The 17,209-nt window shown below is 70.8% G+C and carries 17 protein-coding genes; 5 read left to right on the forward strand and 12 right to left on the reverse strand.

What is annotated here, in order from left to right; genetic code table 11:
* Positions 1-14: 14 nt before the first annotated feature.
* The gene (locus HY049_16990) at positions 15-1,532 is read right to left on the reverse strand and encodes an ATP-dependent DNA helicase RecQ (GenBank protein ID MBI3450594.1); all 1,518 of its coding nucleotides are present in this window, start codon (positions 1,530-1,532) and stop codon (positions 15-17) included.
* Positions 1,533-1,547: 15 nt separating this feature from the next.
* Entirely contained in the window at positions 1,548-2,954 is a 1,407-nt protein-coding gene (locus HY049_16995; GenBank protein ID MBI3450595.1) for a tetratricopeptide repeat protein, read from the reverse strand.
* A 167-nt stretch (positions 2,955-3,121) separates the two neighbouring features.
* Between HY049_16995 and HY049_17000 the strand changes: the two genes are divergently transcribed.
* From HY049_17000 to HY049_17020, 5 genes are read left to right on the forward strand one after another with little or no spacing between them, the layout of a single operon-like run.
* Positions 3,122-3,967 carry a hypothetical protein gene (locus HY049_17000; protein ID MBI3450596.1) on the forward strand — a complete coding sequence of 282 codons (846 nt, stop codon included), beginning with the start codon at positions 3,122-3,124 and terminating at the stop codon, positions 3,965-3,967.
* Positions 3,968-3,981: 14 nt separating this feature from the next.
* Positions 3,982-4,641: a hypothetical protein gene (locus HY049_17005; GenBank protein MBI3450597.1), complete on the forward strand. Its 660-nt coding sequence runs from the start codon at positions 3,982-3,984 to the stop codon at positions 4,639-4,641.
* Between the two features lie 30 nt (positions 4,642-4,671).
* Positions 4,672-6,591, forward strand: a complete 1,920-nt coding sequence (locus HY049_17010; GenBank protein ID MBI3450598.1) for a HAMP domain-containing protein — start codon at positions 4,672-4,674, stop codon at positions 6,589-6,591.
* Between the two features lie 2 nt (positions 6,592-6,593).
* Positions 6,594-7,010, forward strand: coding sequence for a peptide-methionine (R)-S-oxide reductase MsrB (gene msrB / locus HY049_17015; GenBank protein MBI3450599.1), 417 nt, complete (start codon positions 6,594-6,596; stop codon positions 7,008-7,010).
* Positions 7,007-7,708 (forward strand): SDR family oxidoreductase, encoded by a 702-nt coding sequence (locus HY049_17020; GenBank protein ID MBI3450600.1) that lies wholly within the window; start codon positions 7,007-7,009, stop codon positions 7,706-7,708. The genes msrB and HY049_17020 overlap by 4 nt, the downstream gene beginning before the upstream one ends.
* Positions 7,709-8,124: 416 nt before the next feature.
* Here the strand turns inward: HY049_17020 and HY049_17025 are convergent, their stop codons facing one another.
* The 10 genes from HY049_17025 to HY049_17070 all read right to left on the reverse strand — a co-directional run bounded on the left by HY049_17025 (position 8,125) and on the right by HY049_17070 (position 17,208).
* Positions 8,125-8,604: a hypothetical protein gene (locus tag HY049_17025; protein MBI3450601.1), complete on the reverse strand. Its 480-nt coding sequence runs from the start codon at positions 8,602-8,604 to the stop codon at positions 8,125-8,127.
* The gene (locus HY049_17030; protein ID MBI3450602.1) at positions 8,601-9,182 is read right to left on the reverse strand and encodes an RNA polymerase sigma factor; all 582 of its coding nucleotides are present in this window, start codon (positions 9,180-9,182) and stop codon (positions 8,601-8,603) included. Before HY049_17030 ends, HY049_17025 begins: the two co-directional genes overlap by 4 nt.
* A gap of 30 nt (positions 9,183-9,212) precedes the next feature.
* On the reverse strand, positions 9,213-9,635 hold the full coding sequence (locus tag HY049_17035; GenBank protein ID MBI3450603.1) for a hypothetical protein: 423 nt from the start codon (positions 9,633-9,635) through the stop codon (positions 9,213-9,215).
* A gap of 121 nt (positions 9,636-9,756) precedes the next feature.
* Entirely contained in the window at positions 9,757-10,149 is a 393-nt protein-coding gene (locus HY049_17040; GenBank protein MBI3450604.1) for a PIN domain-containing protein, read from the reverse strand.
* Positions 10,150-10,169: 20 nt separating this feature from the next.
* Positions 10,170-10,433, reverse strand: a complete 264-nt coding sequence (locus HY049_17045) for a type II toxin-antitoxin system prevent-host-death family antitoxin (GenBank protein ID MBI3450605.1) — start codon at positions 10,431-10,433, stop codon at positions 10,170-10,172.
* 23 nt (positions 10,434-10,456) lie between these two features.
* Complete coding sequence (locus HY049_17050) at positions 10,457-13,519, reverse strand: efflux RND transporter permease subunit (GenBank protein MBI3450606.1); 3,063 nt, start codon at positions 13,517-13,519, stop codon at positions 10,457-10,459.
* Complete coding sequence (locus HY049_17055; GenBank protein ID MBI3450607.1) at positions 13,516-14,613, reverse strand: efflux RND transporter periplasmic adaptor subunit; 1,098 nt, start codon at positions 14,611-14,613, stop codon at positions 13,516-13,518. The genes HY049_17050 and HY049_17055 overlap by 4 nt, the downstream gene beginning before the upstream one ends.
* Complete coding sequence (locus HY049_17060) at positions 14,610-15,827, reverse strand: TolC family protein (protein MBI3450608.1); 1,218 nt, start codon at positions 15,825-15,827, stop codon at positions 14,610-14,612. Before HY049_17060 ends, HY049_17055 begins: the two co-directional genes overlap by 4 nt.
* Positions 15,824-16,807 carry a hypothetical protein gene (locus tag HY049_17065; GenBank protein ID MBI3450609.1) on the reverse strand — a complete coding sequence of 328 codons (984 nt, stop codon included), beginning with the start codon at positions 16,805-16,807 and terminating at the stop codon, positions 15,824-15,826. Before HY049_17065 ends, HY049_17060 begins: the two co-directional genes overlap by 4 nt.
* A 14-nt stretch (positions 16,808-16,821) precedes the next feature.
* A complete protein-coding gene (locus HY049_17070; GenBank protein MBI3450610.1) occupies positions 16,822-17,208 on the reverse strand; it encodes a DUF1801 domain-containing protein in 387 nt (128 codons plus the stop codon).
* Position 17,209 lies beyond the last annotated feature (1 nt).

Here is a 17,209-nt window from a genome sequence, read left to right on the forward strand (position 1 = left end):
GTCCCGCCGCCCCCTTACCCCTCCCGCAGCACCGCGAGGAACGCCTCGCCGTACCGCTCCAGCTTCGCCGGCCCGACCCCCGACAGCGCGAGCAGCCCGTCGCGATCCTTCGGCACCGCCGCGGCCATCTGGCGGAGCACCGCGTCGCTGAAGACGATGTACGCCGGAACCCCCTCGCCGTCGGCAAGCTTCTTCCTTAGAATGCGCAACCGCTCGAAAAGCTCCGCGTCCACGGGGCCGAGATCGATCGCCGCGCCGCGCGCCGTCTTCCCGGAGCCCGGGACGCGCCGCTCGGGAGCGACGCGAGCCACGAGCGACTCGACCCCGACGCCGCGGCAGACGTCGCACGAGGCGACGCACGGATCGATGATCTCGTCGAGGTAGCGCGCGATCGCCTGGTGGCGGCAGCCGCCGCCGTCGACGAGGCGGAACATCTCGACCGTCTTGCGGCGCGTCTCGGCGCGAAGCTCCTCGTCCTCGGTCGCGCCGAGGAAGGCGTCGTAGCCGATGACGTCGGCCCAGGAGTACATCAGGACGCAGTCGCTCTCCAGGCCGTCGCGCCCCGCGCGGCCGATCTCCTGGTACCAGGCCTCGACGCTCTTCGGCATGTCGCGGTGGACGACGAAGCGCACGTTGCTCTTGTCGATCCCCATCCCGAAGGCGACGGTCGCCACGACCACGTCGATCTCGTCGCGGGCGAAGGCGTCCTGCGTGCGGGCCCGCTCGTCGTCGGGGAGCCCCGCGTGGTAGGGCGCCGCGCGCACGCCGCGTGAGGCGAGCCACGACGAGGTCGTCTCGACTCCCTTGCGGCTCAGGCAGTAGACGATGCCGCTCTCCCCCGCGTGGCGCCGGGCGATGCCGAGGATGTCGTCGCGCGTCGTGCGCCCCGTCCCCTTCTTGTGCGCGGTGATGACGAGGTTGGGGCGGAAGAAAGACCCCTTGAACCCCTCGGGCTTCTTCATCCCGAGCTGGCGGATGATGTCGCCGACGACGCGTCGCGTGGCCGTCGCCGTCAGCGCCAGGACGGGGATGTCCCCCAGCTCCTGCTTGAGTCCGCCGAGCCGCCGGTACGCCGGCCTGAAGTCGTGACCCCAGTGGCTGATGCAGTGCGCCTCGTCCACGACGACGAGGCTGACGCGGCAGCCGGCGATGAGGGAGCGCAGCGACCCCTCGAGACCCTCGGGGGCGACGTAGAGGAGCTCCAGCTCGCCGCGGCGGAGCCGGGCGAGGCGCTCCCTGCGCTCCTCGAAGTCGAGGCTCGAGTTGATGACCGCGGCCCGGAAGCCCACACGCGTGAGGGCGTCGACCTGGTCCTTCATGAGGGAGATGAGGGGCGAGACGACGAGGACCGCGCCGGGGAGGAGGCGCGCCGGGATCTGGAAGGTGAGGGACTTGCCGGCCCCCGTCGGCATCACGCCGATGCAGTCTCGCCCGGCGAGGACGGCGTCGATGATGTGGCGCTGCCCCGGGCGGAACTCGCGGTAGCCGAACACGCTCTCGAGGACTTCCTGGGGACCGGGGGTCTCGGGCATCGGCCGCAGTATCGCTCACCCGAGCTTCTTCATCATCTCCTTGAAGCGATCCTCGTCCTTGATCGACGCGAGGTCGGCGTCGGCGAGGATCGCGGCGCGGTCGCGGTAACCCGCGTCGATGGCGCGGCCGAGGGCGGAGAGCGCCTCGTCCTTCCGTCCCGCGAGGGCGTACATGCACGCGAGGTTGTAGTGCATCGACGGGTTCACGGGGCCGGCCTCGATCGCGCGCTCGAAGTCGCGCGCCGCCTCGTCGTACTGCTTGAGCCCGGCGTGGCCGAGGCCGATGAAGGCGAAGGTCTGGCCGTTCGACCCGTGGGCGTCAACGGCTCGTCGCAGATAGTCGATCCCCTTCTGGTACTGGCCGGTCGTGACGTAGGACTGCCCGAGCATGTGGTACGTCTGCGGGTCGTCCTCGCCGAGGGTCGCCGCGCGCTCGAGGGTCCGGGTCCCCTCCTGGAAGCGGCGCGTCTGCATCTGCGCCTGTCCGAGGCGCGCCAGCACCGTCACGTCGTTCGGGTCCTTCGCGAGGAGGGCGCCGTAGGCCTCCGCGGTCTTCGGCCAGTCCTGCTGGAAGAAGTACCCGAGCGCCTCGCGCTCCGGCGTCTCGGTGACGGCGCCCGCGGCCACCGGCTTGAGGTGCTCGTCGAAGAAGCCAATCGTCCGTCGGATCGCGTCGCGCGTCTCCTGCGTGTTGTCGAAGATGTCGAAGGCGTGGTGCGCGCCGGGAAGGTTGAGGAGAGTCCACGGGGCGTTGCTCTCGGTGATCTTCGGGGTCAGCCGCGCGATCAGATCGCTCATGAAGGGGGAGTCCTTCCCCGCCCGGACGAGGAGGACCGGAAGGTCGGGTCTGAGGGAGGCGACGTCGCCGCCGCCGTAGTAGAAGACCGCGGCGCGAAGCGATGCGTCGGGATGCCCCATCGCGTACGTCAGCCCGGCCCGCACGTTCGCCGAGCAGGCCCAGATTCCGAGGCGCGCGGTGTCGATGCCGTGCTTCGCCCCGTTCGCTTCCAGGTAGGCCATCAGGTCGGCGACGTCGCCGTTCGGGTCGGGGCCTCGCGCCTCGTGCGTCACGGCCACGTACCCCGAAGCGGCCATGAGCCTCGGCCACGACGTGTACTGCCCCCACGACTTCACCTTCGGCCCGCCGTCCGGCGGATCGCCGACGCCGTTGATGAAGACGACGGCGGGGAGAGGCGAGCCCGCCTTCGCATCGGGCGGAGAGTAGACGTCCATCTTGAGGGCGCCGCCGTCGATCGTCTTGTACGGGAGGTCGGCAGCGACCTTCACCTGCGCCATCGCGGGGGTCTCGTAGAGGATCGGATAATGCGTCAGGTCGTGCTCGGGCTTCACCGGCGGGGCCTCGGCGAAGACCGGGAGGGCGCAGAGCAGGGCGAGCACGACGACGGGGAGCGGGATTCGCATGGTCGTATCCTCCGGCGTTGTGGACGAATCGGAGACTTGGACCCCGCCGGGGGGGGATGGGTTGCCGCGCCCGCCACGATTGAGACATACCGGGACATCGTGTAGCTTCCGGCTGGTTTTCCGGGCGTCGCCGACGCTCCATCATGATGGGGGGGACGGGATTGGGATTGCGCGCGCGAGGAGCCCTCGCTCCGGCCCTGGTCCTCGCCCTTGCCGCCTCCTCGCCCGCGACCGCAGCGTGGGTCGGCGAGATCCAGACCGGCGTCACGTCGGACGACAACGTCAACCGCGCGCGGCGCGGCGCCGACGAGCGCGGCGACGGCGCGGCGACCTTCTCGGGGTTCGCGGGGGAGAGGTTCCAGCTCTCGACCAGCGGAAGCCTCACCCTTCTCGGCACGCTCGCCGCGGCCGACTTCAGCCGGTTCGACGGCCTCGATCGCGTCATGCCCGGCGGCTCGGTCGCCTGGACCGTCAAGACGAGGCTCGGGGCGGGGGCTCCGTGGATTCAGATCGCGGCTTCCGCCGCCCACGACGACGTCCGCGACGCGGCGCGCGAGGGATGGCTCTACCAGGGGCGCGTGCGGAGCGGATGGCAGGCGGGCCCTGTCGTCACCATGACCGCCGAGGGGAGCTGGACGGGGCGCACCGCCCACGACGAGGTCTTCGGCCAGCGCGCCACGGCGCTTTCCCTGCGCGCCGACGCCGCGCCGTGGCGGAGGATCGCGCTCCACGCCTCGTACGAGATCCGCCGCGGCGACGTGACGTCGTCGTCCCCGAAGGACCCCGCCGCGCGCGCCGCGTCGAAGACGCTCCTTCCCGACGCGGTCTTCGGCGCGGCGTTCGTCGCCTACCGCCTCGAGGCGACGTCGCACGATCTCAAGGTGGGGCTCAACCTCGCCGCCGGGCGGCACGCGTCGTTCGACCTCTCGGTCGAGCGCGTTCTCGCCCTCGCGACGGCCGGCCTCGACTACACGATCGACCGCGCGACCGGGGTCTTCCTCTACCGATTCTGAGCCCGAGGGGTGAGATGAGACTGCCGTGGATCGCCATCCTCTGCGCCGCCGTCGCGGCCGCCGCCGGCGCCCCGCGCGCCGCCTCGCTCGACGTGACGGTGCGCGACGCGGCCGGCGCCCCGGTCGAGGACGCCGTGATCGTGGCGATCCCGGCCTCGCCGGCGCCGAAGCCGAAGGGGGACCGCCCCCCCGAGGTCATCGACCAGATCGACAAGGAGTTCGTGCCGGCGCTGAAGGTCGTCCAGGTCGGGGCGTCGGTGATCTTCCCCAACAAGGACAATATCCGGCATCATGTGTACTCGTTCTCGCCCGCGAAGAAGTTCGAGCTGCCGCTCTACAAGGGGGTGCCCGCGCAGCCGGTCGTCTTCGACAGGGCGGGCCTGGTGATCCTGGGATGCAACATCCACGATTGGATGATCGGCTACGTCTACGTCGTCGACTCGCCGTGGTTCTCGAAGACGGGGAGGGACGGGAGCGCGCGCCTGGTCGATCTCCCCGCCGGCGAGTACGACGTCGAGGCCTTCCACCCCCGCGCGAAGGATCCGGCCGAAGCCGAGCACGTGCGGGCGACCGTCGGAGCAGCCGATCCCGCGCCCGTCTCGTTCCAGATGGCGCTGAAGGCCCCCATGCGCAGCACGCGGCCGCCGCGGGACGGCGCCGCCGCCTACCCCTGATCCGCTGCATCGCGGCGAGAGGCGCCTCCCGTGCGCTTCCGTAGCTTCCAGGCGCGCCTGCTCGTCTTCTTCCTGGGCCTCTTCGTCCTGGTCGAGGCGGCGGCCTTCTACACGATCAACGCGGCCCACGTGCGCAGCGCGCGCGCGCAGATCGACGCGCAGCTCGAGTACGTGGCCGGGGTCTTCGGCAAGATCCTGACGTCCCGCACCGAGAGCCTCGTCGGCGCGGCGAAGCTCCTCTCGGGGGACTTCGCCTTCAAGGCGGCGTACGCGACGTCGGACGCCGACACGATCCTCTCGGCGCTCGAGAACCAGCGATCGCGCATCGGCGCCGACGTGATGCTGCTCGCCGGGCTCGACGGGACGATCGCCGCCGACACGCTCCACCCCGACGCCCGGGGCGCGAGGCTCCCGTTCATGCGGGCGATCGACGCGGCCGCCGAGAGGGGGGAGTCCCGGATCACCTCCATCGTCTTCCTCGACTCCCGCCCCTACATGATGGTGACGGTCCCGCTCCTCGCGCCGATCCCCGAGGCATGGATCTGCGTCGGCTTCCTGATGGAGGACCCCTTCGTGGCGGAGTTCGCGAGGCAGACCCTCGTCGACGTCACGCTGATGCAGCGCGGCGCAGGCGATCGGTTCGACGTCTTCGCGACGACGCTCGCGACGCCCATCGCCGGCCGCCTCCCCGACGCGCTCGCCGGGAGCGGGTGGATCGCCGATCGGAGCTTCGCCCTCGACATGGCGGGGGTCGAGTACGTCGCCCTCGCGACACCCATCGCCGGCGCGACCGGCACTCCCGTCATCGCCGTCCTCCAGCGCTCGCTCGCGGAGGCGCTCGGCCCGTACCGGGCGCTCCGGAACGATCTCGCCCTCCTCTTCATAGGGGGAGTGATCCTCACGCTCGTCGTCGGCGTCGCCATCGCGCGATCGGTGACGCGCCCGGTGCTCCGCCTCGCCGAAGGCGCGCGTCGCGTCGAGAAGGGGGACTACAGCCAGCGGATCGACATCCCGCAGCAGGACGAGATCGGCCATCTCGCGGCGTCGTTCAACGAGATGGTGAAGGGGCTCGAGGAGAAGGACCGCGTGAGGAATCTCCTCGGCAAGGTCGTCTCCCCCGAGATCGCCCACCGGCTCCTGAGCGCAGGGGTCGAGCTGGGAGGGGAGGAGCGCGAGGTGACGATCCTCTTCGCGGACGTGAGGAACTTCACCCCGCTCGCGGAGGGGCGCTCCCCGCAGCAGGTCGTCTCGCTCCTGAACGCGTACCTCACGCGGATGAGCCGCGTCGTCGAGGAGAACGGCGGCGTCGTCGACAAGTACGTCGGCGACGCGCTGATGGCGCTCTTCGGCGCCCCGATCGCGCACGAAGACGATCCCGCGCGCGCCGTGAGGGCCGCCCTCGGGATGGCGCGCGCCCTCGAGGAGCTGAACGAGGAGCTGAAGCGGGACGGGCTGCCGGCGCTCGCGATCGGGATCGGAGTCAACACCGCCGAGGTCGTCGTCGGCAACATGGGCTCGACCACGCGGCTCAACTACACCGCCATCGGCGACGGGGTGAACCTCGCGTCGCGCCTCGAGGGGCTCACGAAGGTGTACGGCGTCCCGATCCTCGTCAGCGAGGCGACCCGCGACAAGGCCGCCGGCTTCGTCTACCGCGAGATCGATCGGGCCCGGGTGAAGGGACGCGCCGCCGCCGTGACGATGCACCAGCCCCTCGGGGAGGAGCGGGACGTCGATGCCGCGGCGCTCGTCAGGCTCAAGGGGTACCACGAGGCGCTGGCCGAGTTCCGGAGGCGGGAGTGGGCCGCCGCGCGGGAGAAACTGGAAGCCCTCGGGAACGCGACACCTCACGAGAGGCTCTATCATCTATATATGGAGCGGATCGCCGGGTTCGCCGCCGAGCCGCCCCCGGCCGACTGGGACGGAGCTCACTCGCACACGGAGAAGTGATCATGACCGAAAGACCCGACAGGCCAGACAGGATTGAGAGGACCGACGCTGAATGGCAGCAGCTCCTCACCCCCGAGCAGTACAAGATCGTCCGCCAGAAGGGGACGGAGCGCGCCTTCACGGGAAAGTACTGGGACAACCACGAGGCCGGCATGTACCGGTGCGTCGCGTGCGCGCAGGATCTCTTCAGCTCCGCGACGAAGTTCGAGTCGGGGACGGGGTGGCCCAGCTTCTGGGACCCCCTCGCTCCCGCCGCGATCGAGAAGCACGAGGACAGAAGCCTTTTCACGCGGCGGACCGAGGTCGTCTGCAGCCGCTGCGGAGGTCATCTCGGCCACGTCTTCCCGGACGGCCCCCGGCCCACGGGACAGCGCTACTGCCTCAACTCGGCCGCGCTCGAGTTCGTGAAGGCCAAATGAAGCGGGTCGCCGTCACGGGAGCCGGCCGAGGCCTCGGCCTGGAGTTCGCGTCGCAGTGGCTCGCCGCCGGGTGCGAAGTGTTCGCCCTCGCGCGGGACCCCGGCGCCTCGAAGGGCCTGACGTCACTCGGGCGCGATTTTCCGGGGAGGCTCCATGGCGTGGTCTGTGACGTCTCCGACGACGCCTCCGTGGCATCGGCCGCGGCGACAGTCGGCGGGATGACCGACGCCCTCGACATGATCGTCAACAACGCGGCGATGGCCGGCACCCGCGGCGGCTCGCTCGCCGAACTCGACCTCGACGAGGTGCGGCGCGTCTTCGACGTGAACTCGCTCGGGCCGATTCGCGTGAGCCGCGCCTTGCTCCCGTTCCTGAAGCGCGGTGCGTCACCGAAGCTCGTGCACATCTCGTCGCTCATGGGATCGATCACCGACAACCGGAGCGGCGGGACCTGGTCGTACCGCATCAGCAAGGCGGCCCTCAACATGGTCGCCAAGCTCCTCGCGCTCGAGCTGTCGCGCGACGGCGTCGTGAGCGCCGCTTTTCATCCCGGTTGGGTTCGCACCGACATGGGCGGGGCGAGCGCGACGCTCGGGATCGCCGAGTCCGTCGCGGCGCTCATCCGGACGATCGAAGCGCTGACGCCGGAGCAGTCGGGAGCGATCCTCGACCGGCACGGCCAGCCCCTCCCGCTGTAACCCGCCGCGCCCACCACCGCCAGATGAGCGCGACGAACGTCGCGTTGATCGCGAGCCCGAGCACGCCGACCTCGGGACCGAAGATCGCGGTGTTGGCGACGCCGAGCGCGCCGATCTTCGCCCCGAACCCGAAGAAGACGTAGGCCAGGCCGTTCCACAGCCCGTGGCTCAGGCTCGAGACGACCACCGAGCCCGACATTCCGCGGAGCAGCCCCCACCCCGCCGCGTGACAGGGAGGCCCAGAGCCACCCACGGAAGAAACCCTCCTCGGTGAGGATGGCGACGAGGAAAGTCGCGAGGCTCGCCCGCTCGAACGTGGTCCACGCCTTCCCCCAGTCGGTCTTCGAGAGATCGACGACCCCGGCAGCGATCGCGATGAGCGCCACGGCCCCGATGACGAGAATCGGGTATCGGCACTACTTCCGGACTTTCGCGGTCTGGATGACGGTGATGGTGAGGGCGATGGGGAGGAGCGCGAGCGCGAGCAGCGCACCGAGCCCGAGCCCGGAGCCTTGCGCGGCCGTTGTTGCTGGAGCCGAGGCGACGGCCACGGCGCTCATCGATCCCATGAATGCAGGAACCGCCCACACGGCCGCGGCCCCCACGACGACGATCGCGCACGCCCACGCGGCCTGCTCGACGACCGCGATGGGGCGCGTGGCCCGCGCGACGGCGTCTCGCTTCGCACGGAGCTGCGCCTTCCAGAAGACCAGACCCGCGTCCGGCAGGGGGTGATCGGCCGCCGCGGCGCTTCCCATGTTCATGAAGCTCGCCGCCAGCGCGACGTCGGCGCAGACGGCGCAGCCGCGGGCGTGCTCGCGCAGCTCGTCGGTCCAGCGATCCTGCCGGCTGGCGCGGAGGACGGCCTCCTCGCGGTCGCACACCGGGATGTTCATCGATTCACCTCGCCGGCGTTCGCCGGCGCGAGGCCGTGCTTCTTCAGAAGCGACAGCATCTTCTCGCGCGCCCTGAAGAGCAGCGGGCGCACGCTCTGGGATTTGAGCCCGACGACCTCCGCGATCTCGACGTGGCTCGCCCCCTCGACGTACGCCATCCAGAGGAGCTGCCGGTAGCGCGGGGTCATCTCGCTCAGCACGCGCGCGATGTCGGCGCGCCGGCCGGCCGCCTCCCCCTCGTCGCCGGCCCCGGCCGTCGACTCGATGAGCCCCTCCGCCGCGGGAAGCTCCCGGTGCTTCGCCCCACGAAGGTGATCGCGAACGAGGTTCGCGCCGATCTTGAACAGGTACGACTTCATCTGGTCGTCGGTCATCTTCGGGCGGCGCGCGCGGAGGAACCGGTAGTAGCTCTCCTGCAGCAGGTCGTCGGCGAGGGTGACGCTCCCCGAGATGTGGCACAGATAGCCGTGGAGGGGGCGCGAGGTCCGGGCGTAGAGCTCGCGGAACTCGTCCTCATCCATGCTGAACGCCTCGAGCGCCTCCTCCCGCGCGGCGATGCGGTCGAGTGCGACGCTCATCCCTGACGTCATGCTCCCCCCGCCCGCCGCCTACTTCGCGCTTCCGTTGCGGCGCTCGAAGAGCCCCCAGCTCTGCGAGAGTTTATAGGAGACGACCGAGGAGATGAGGAACCCGACCCCGACCGCCGAGCACATGGCGCCGAAGACCGTCAGCTCCTGATCGGCGTCCGGGATCTTCCCCGCGAACAGGAACGTCGCGCCGCCGAGGAGGGCCAGGATCAGCCCCGCCTGCACGGAACCCAGGATCCGCCGGTACGGGCTCGATGGCTCGGGGGCCGTCGTGGCGTCGAAGAGGTGCCGCCCCGCGTCGGTCTTGAGGAACTCTCCCAGATCCTGGCTGGAGCTGAGCTTGTCGAGGAGCTTGGCCTGCATCTCGGCCTGGGTCTTCGCCACGGCCTGCTGCCTGCGGTTGTGCATGATCACGTAGACGGACCAGCCAATCACGGCGAACATGCCCCACATCCCAAGGATCGGTGCCAGTTCGTGCATCGTTGTCTTCCTCCTGCCCCCCCTACAACGGGGGGGAGGGGGGAGGCGTTAACAGCCGTTTTCGGGAGATCAGGGGGGTGCCCGGTCAGACCCCCACGGCCCGCAGGCCGCAGGCCCGGGAGGCGGCGCTCAGGGCGGCATCGTGGGTCGCCATGACGAGATCCGCGCGGCCGCGCTCCCGCCAGAGCAACGCGGTCGAAAGATGGATGGCGTCGAGGGTTCCCAGCGGAACGGGGAAGGGAAGAGACGCTCGTGAAAGCACCGCGCGCGTCGGCTCCACGACCTCGACCTCCTCGAAGAGCCGGAAGAAGGCCTCGCGCCGGACCGTGATCTCCTCGTCGCGGAGTTCCTTACGGAGCTTGAGGCGATCGAGCGTCCGGAGGCACTCGACCTCCACGAGAGAGCTCGCGACCCCCCGCTGGATCGATCTCCACTCCTTCAGGCGGCCACTCTGCCCGAGGATGATTCGGAGCAGCACCGACGAGTCGAGGTAGGCGATCAGCGCTCGCCCTCCCGCTCCTCGAGCAGGAGCGCCACGATATCGATATCGACCTTGAGCGGCGGCGGCAAGGGGACCTTGCTCGGGGACGCCCACTTTCCGGCCGGCTCACGCACCACGAGCGCTTCGCCTCCCGCGGCATAGGGGATCACCCAGGCGATGGGCGTGCTCCGATCCATGATCGTCAGGGTGCCCCCGCGTCGGACCTCGCGAAGGTGCTCGCTGAGACGTGCCTTGAGATCCGCGATCTTGACCGTCTTCATGACCATAATGTAGTCCTGAGAGGTCAAGTTGGCAAGGCCGGCGGCGTCCCTTCCCTCCTCATCGCCGCGTACATCGACGGCACGGCGAGGAGCGTGACGAGCGTGGAGAGCCCCAGGCCGCCGATGACGGCGAGGGCCAGCGGCTTCTGCAGCTCGGCCCCCGAGCCGAGGCCGAGGGCGAGGGGGAGGAGGCCGAAGAGGGTGCAGAAGGTCGTCATGAGGATCGGGCGGAGCCTCACGCGCGCCGCCTCCGCGATCGCCTCGCGCATGGGACGGCCGGGGGAGCCCCCGTGGCCCGCATGGAGGCGGTGCGCGTAGTCGATCATCACGATGCCGTTCTTCACGACGAGGCCGACCAGGAGGATGAGCCCCATCGCCGCCGACACGTTCAGCTCGGCGCCGAACGCCCACAGGAGGAGGAACGCCCCGCCGAAGGAGAGGGGCGCGGCCGCGAGGATCAGCACGGCCGGGACGAAGGCGCGGAACTGGATGACCAGGATCGTGAGGACGAGAAAGGCCGCGACGCCGAAGACCGTGACCAGCTCCTTGAACGCCGCGCGCTGCGAGGCGTACTGCCCTCCCACCTCGAGCGAGTATCCCACCGGGAGCTTCATACTCTGGAGGCGCGCCTGGAGCTCGGCCACGGCGCTCCCGAGGTCCCGTCCTTCGAGCCGCGCCGTGACGAGCCCCATCTGCCTCAAGTTTTCGCGCGTCAGCGCGCTCTGCCCGTCGCTCGCGACCACGCGGGCGAGGGCGGAGACGGGGACGACGCGCCCCCCCTCGCCCCGGATCGGCGTGTTCCCGAGCCGCGCGGGATCGAAGCGATCGGCGTCGGGATACCGGACCCTCACCGGGATGGTCCGATCGAGGAGCCTGAGGTCGGTCGCCATGTCCCCGAGCCACGCGGCGGAGAGCTGGCTCGAGATCGCGTCCACGGAGAGCCCCGCCCGCCCGGCGGCGACGGTGTCGATGTCGAAGGAGAGCTCGGGGTTGCCGCGATGGGGTCCGACGATGTCCACGACGCCGTCCACGGTCCTCAGGATGGGCTCCGCTTCCTCCGCGAGCTTCGAGAGGGTTTCGGGGTCGTCGCCGAAAATCTTGACCTCGATCGGCGTCGGCGCCCCCTCGAGATCGCCGATCATGTCCTGGAGGAGCTGCGCGAACTCGATCTCGGCGCCGGGGGCCGCCTCGATCGCCTTCGGCCTCACCTCGGCAATCACCTCGTCGGCGCTCTTCGATCGCTCGGAGCGCGGCTTCAGCCGGACCAGGATGTCCCCCTTGTTCTGCTGCGTCGCGAAGAGGCCCAGCTCGGACCCGGTGCGCCGCGAGAACGAGGCGACCTCGGGAACGGCCGAGACGATCGCCTCGACCTTGCGGACGAGCCGGTCCGTCTCCTCGAGGGCGGTGCCGGGCGGCGTCAGGTAGTCGATGACGAACCCCCCTTCGTCCATCTCGGGAAGGAACCCCGACGGGACGACGGCGTAGAGCCCCGCCGCGAGCGCCGCGAGGGCGATCATCGAGCCGAAGGCGAGGGCGGGGTGCCGCATCGCGGCTCCGAGCGCCCGCGCGTACGTCGTCTCCAGCCGCCCGGACTTCGCCAGCTTGCGGTGGATCTGCGACTCCTTCCGGTACGCGAAGATGCTCAGGAGAGGGATGAGGGTGAGCGCGAGGACGAGCGAGATGAGGACCGCGGTCGAGAGGGTGAAGGAGAGCGATCGGAAGAACTGCCCCGCGACGCCCCCGAGGAGGCCCAGAGGGAGCATCACGACCACCGTCGTCAGCGTCGATCCGACGACCGGGGCCACGAGCTCCCCCGTGGCCGCCTCGACGGCGCGCATGGCGTCCCGGTGCCCGAGCTTCCGGTGGATGTTCTCGACGATCACGACGGCGTCGTCGATGACGAGCCCGATGGCGACGGCGAGCCCTCCCATCGACATGAGGTTGATCGTCTGGCCGAAGAAGCTCATGAAGAGAAAGGTCGAGAGGACCGTGAGCGGGAGCGTGATCGCGGCGATGAGGGTCATCCGCCAGTCGCGCAGGAACAGGATGAGGACGACGACGGCGAGAACGGAGCCGATCAGGATGGCGTCCCGCACGCTCGCGATCGCCGCCGCGACGAACTCGGCGAGATCGTAGACCTTCGAGACCTTGAGCCCGGAGGGGAGCGTCCGGCTGAGCGAGGCGACGGCCGACTCGATCCCGTCGCGCACCGCGAGGATGCTCGCCCCGACCTGCTGCGACACGCTGACGATGGCCGCGTCCGCGCCGTTGCCGGTGACGAGGAGCGTGCGGTCCGGCGCGCCGGGGAAAACGCTCGCCACGTCCGAGACCCGGAGCGTGGCTCCCTGCCGGGTGGCGATCGGCGTCGTCGCGATCTGATCGATGGAGTCCCAGAGGCCGGAGACGAGGACGAGGTGCTGCCTCCCCCCTTCGGGATAGCGGCCGACCGGCGAGAGCCTGTTGGCCGAGCGGAGGGCGGCGCTCACGTCCTGCACCGTGAGCCCGGCCGAGAAGAGCTTGACCGGATCGACGACGACCTCGGCCTCGCGCGTGTCGCTCGCGAGGACCTCGACGCGGCCCACGCCGGCGACGCGCGCCAGCTCCGGGCGGATGACGTAGAAGGCGTAGTCCCTCAGGTCCGCGATGGGGAGGCCGCCGGTGAGGTTGAGGCTGTACATCGGGAAGGCGGCCGGCGTGAGGCGCTCGACGGTGAGATCGACGTCCGCCGGCAGCCCCGCGCGCGCCTCATCGACGCGCCCCTGGAGCTGCTGGAGGGCCACGACCATGTCGGTGCCCGTCTGGAAATTCGCCGAGATCTCGGTCGCCCCCCGGAAGGTCCTCGAGCGGACGCGCCGCACCCCCGGCACCTCCATCACCGCCTGCTCGAGCGGGCGCGTCACCGTGAGCATCATCGAGCGGGGAGGGGCGCTGTCGTTGTGCGCGATGACGAGGATGCGGGGGAACTCCAGGGTCGGGTAGATGCCGCTCGGCAGCGTGGAGAGGGCGAACGCTCCCGCCGCGGCGGCGAAAATCGTCAGGAGGAGGACCGCGCGGGCGTGATGGTCCGCGACGCGCGCCGGGTTCATCGCGCCTCGACGGAGACGGCGGCGCCGTCGGGGAGCGCCTGCTGTCCCTGGACGATGACCGCATCCCCCTCGGCCACGCCCGAGAGGATCTCGGCGTCGGCGAGCGCGACGATGCCGACCCCGACCGTCTTGCGGTGGGCGTGCCCCCCCCTGTCGACGACGTAGAGGAAACTCTCCTCCTTCTCGCGGACGAGGGCCGCGATCGGGACGAGCAGGGCGCCCTCGTGCGCGTCCGTCTCAATTTCGATCTGGACGGGGGTGCCGGCCGGCAGCGCCGTCGGGCTCGTGAAGGCGACGCGAATCCGCGCCGTGGCCGACAGCGGCTCCACGGCGGCGGCGCGGCCCGTCACCACCCCCGCCACGCCCCCTCCCTCCTCGGGCCCGCGGATGACCACCGGGTCACGCACGGCGACCTTCGCGAGGACGCTGAGGGGGACGGAGGCCTCGACCTGGAGGCGCCGCGGGTCGATGACGCGAAGGATCGGATCCCCGGAGCCTGGCTCGACGAGATCTCCGGGATTGTGGAAGCGCGCGGCGATGAGGCCGTCGAAGCGCGCCGTCACCGTCTCGCGCTGCCCGAGAAGTCCCGCGGCCGTCACGCCGCCTTCGGCCTCGGAGACGGCGGCCTTCGCCTCGGCCAGCTCGCGCTCGGCGTCCTCGACCTCCTTCCCCGCCGCGATGCCGCGGGCGAACAGGCCGGCCACGCGCGTGGCGGCCGCCTGCGCGTTCTCGAGGCGGGCGCGGGCGCGCGCGCGGTCCGAGGCCCGCGCCTCCTGGTCCGCGTGGAGCGACGGGATCTCGAATCTGACGAGCAGATCCCCGCGGCGCACCGACTCCCCTTCGGCCTTCGGGATCTCGGCGATCCGCGCCGACTGCGGTGCCGTCACGATCATCTCGGCGTCGGGGGCCGGCTTCACGATCCCCGTCGCCCAGACGGTGGCCTTGATCGTCCCTCGCCGGACCTGCTGCACCGCGACGGGGACGCTCTCGGAAGTCTCGATCTCCTCCTTCGGCTCCGCGCAGGCGGCGGTTCCGAGAAGCAGCGCGAGGGTGAACGCGGCGCGCGGCATGTTCACTGACGCTGAGAGCGTCATGGCAGCGGCGCTCCCATCGCCCGCTCGAGATCCGCGACGGCGAGCTGGTAGTCGAGGCCGGCCTGGACGGCCCGGAGCCTCAGATCGCGCGCCGTCTGGAGCGCCTGCAGCATCGCGACGAGTCCCGTCTGCCCCGAGCGGTACGAGTCCTCGGCCATCTTCTCCACCTCCGCCACGCGCGGCAGCATCTCATCCCGGAAGGTCATGTACTGCTCCCTCGACGCCGCGGCCACGGCCTGCGCCGAGAAGACATCCCCTCGAATCCGCGCGTCGAGGGCATCGCGCTCCGCCATCGCCTGCGAGAGCGCCGCCGACTCGGCCGCCACGAGGGCGCGGTGCGTCGTGAAGAGGGGGAGCTCGAACGAGACGGCCGCGCGCCATCCCCAGTCGAAGTCGGGCTCTCCGCGGTGCGTCACGGCGGCGTCGAGGACGGGGTCGGGGATCCTCTGCGCCCTCGCGAGTGTCACGCGCGCGCGGGCCTCCTCGACGCGGCCGTTCGCGATGGCCAGCTCGGCGCTCGAGGCGAGGGCGATCGAGGTCGCCGTGTCGGCGGAGATCTGCTCGGCCGCGTCGAGCCCGGTCGCCACCGACACCGGCTCTCCCGGAGTCCGGCCGAGGACCGTGTTCAGATCGGCCCCCGCGGCGGCGATCCGCGCGCGCGCCTCGCGAAGGCCGTTCTGCGCGTCGCCGCCGGCGAGCTCGGCCTGCAGGAGGTCGAGCCTCGGGGCGGCCCCCGACTCGAAGCGATCCTTGGCGGCGGCCGAGGTGCGCGCGGCGAGGTCCCGGATCGCCTGGAGCTCTTCGGCTCGTCGCTCCGCCGCGGCGAGGCCGTAGAAGGCGCGCCTCACGGCGACGCGCGTGTCGGCGATCGCCGCGGCGACGGCCGCGTCGGCGCTCCTGCGCCCCGCCTCGGCGACGTCGACGCGCTTCCCGCGCTTCCCCGCGACCTCCACCGGGAACGACAGCGTGAGCGAATCCTTAGGGGTCTCCCTGTCCTCCTCGATCGTCAGCGCCGGGTTCGGCCGCTCGCTCGCGACGCCGATCTGCGCGGCCGCCGTCGCCCCCGACAAGCGCGCGGCGGCGAGGGTCGGGTTGTGCGCGAGGGCGATCTCCATCGCCTGATCGAGGGTGAGGGGCGCGGTGTCGGGGGCCGGCGCGTCGGCGAAGGCGGCGCACGCCGAGAGAAGAAGGACCGCGGCGCGCGTTGCCGTCACGGGAGGGCTGCGGGAAGCGTGTCCGCGACGAGGAGGAGCCCCCCGGCCTGCGGGTCGCAGACCCAGGCCTGATGCTGGTCGTCCACGACGACGCAGTGGCTTCCGGCCGCGGTCTTCACCGTCCCGAGGAGCGAGAGCTTCCCGGAGTCGGCGACGCCGAGGATGGCCATCGTCGCGCTCTTTCCGCCGGGGAAGTAAAGATGAGAGAGGCCGGGGTCGAAGGAGATGATGTCGACGCCGTCGCCGTTTCGGATCTCGTCGAGGAGCTTCCCGCCGTGGCGCGCGTCGAGGACGGCGGCCCTTCCTTCCGCGCAGCCGACGAAGAGGAACCCGCGCTTCGCGTCGAGCGCGAGGCCGCGCGATCCCTTGCACCCGTTCGGCCAGTGGCCGCTGAAGGCGCGTGCCTTGACGTCGAGCGCGATCGTCGCGTCCTCCCACAGGTTCGTGTACGCGCGGTCGCCGTCGATGACGAGGCTCTCCGGCCCTCCCGGCACCTTGAGGAAGGCCTTGTGCTCGGGGACCGGGGCGGCCCCCGGCGGCAGGGAGAAGATCTCGATCCGATCGTCCTCCGGCTCGGTGACCCACAGCTCTTCCGTCTTCTCGACCCACCGGACGTAGTCCGGGCCCCCCTGGAGCGGCACGCTCGAGACGATCTTCTTCGAGAAGGGGTCGACGACGTCGAGCTTCTTCGAGGTCCGGTCGGTGGTGAAGATCAGCCCCCGGCCGAAGTCCGCCGACGTGACCCCCTCGCCGTGTCCGCCCTTCCCGGGGGCCTCCGCGCTGAAGCCGGTGACGGGCTCGGCCGCTCTTGAGTTGGGATCAATAAGGTAGAGGCTCCCGGCGCGCCCCGCGGGGATGACGACGCGCTTGAGCTTAGGGAAGAAGGAGAGGTCGTCGAAGCCGATGGCCCCCGAGGCGCCGGGGAGGGGGAACGGCGTCGCGGTGAGGGTGACGAGGGTGGCGGCGAGAAGGACGTTCAACACAGGCGACCATTCTAGAACAGCCGGCGGCCTACGTCCTTCGCCGCGTTCTCCGCCACCCTCGCCTTCACGATCTTTCGGACCAGAGAGGCGGGGAGCGGCTTGTCGACCGTGAACCGGATCGTTCCTTTGGCGGTCTCGAATCGGGCGAGCTCCGCCTTGTGCGCAGCCATGGCCGCCATGCTCATCGGGAACAAGCTGCAATGGTTCTTGAAAGCCGCGAACGCCACCAGAAGGCGCGTGTCCCTGAAGGCCGGCATCTGGTAGCTGATCACCTCGGTGGCTTTCGGCGCTGCCGCCCGGATCGTCCTTCGGATCTTCTCGAGAGCCGCCCGCGCGTCGCCCGGGACTCCGGCGAGGTACTCGTCGATGGTCCGCGCGACGGGGCGCCCCTTCATCATG

Source organism: Acidobacteriota bacterium (assembly GCA_016195325.1).
GTDB lineage: Bacteria > Acidobacteriota > Polarisedimenticolia > JACPZX01 > JACPZX01 > JACPZX01.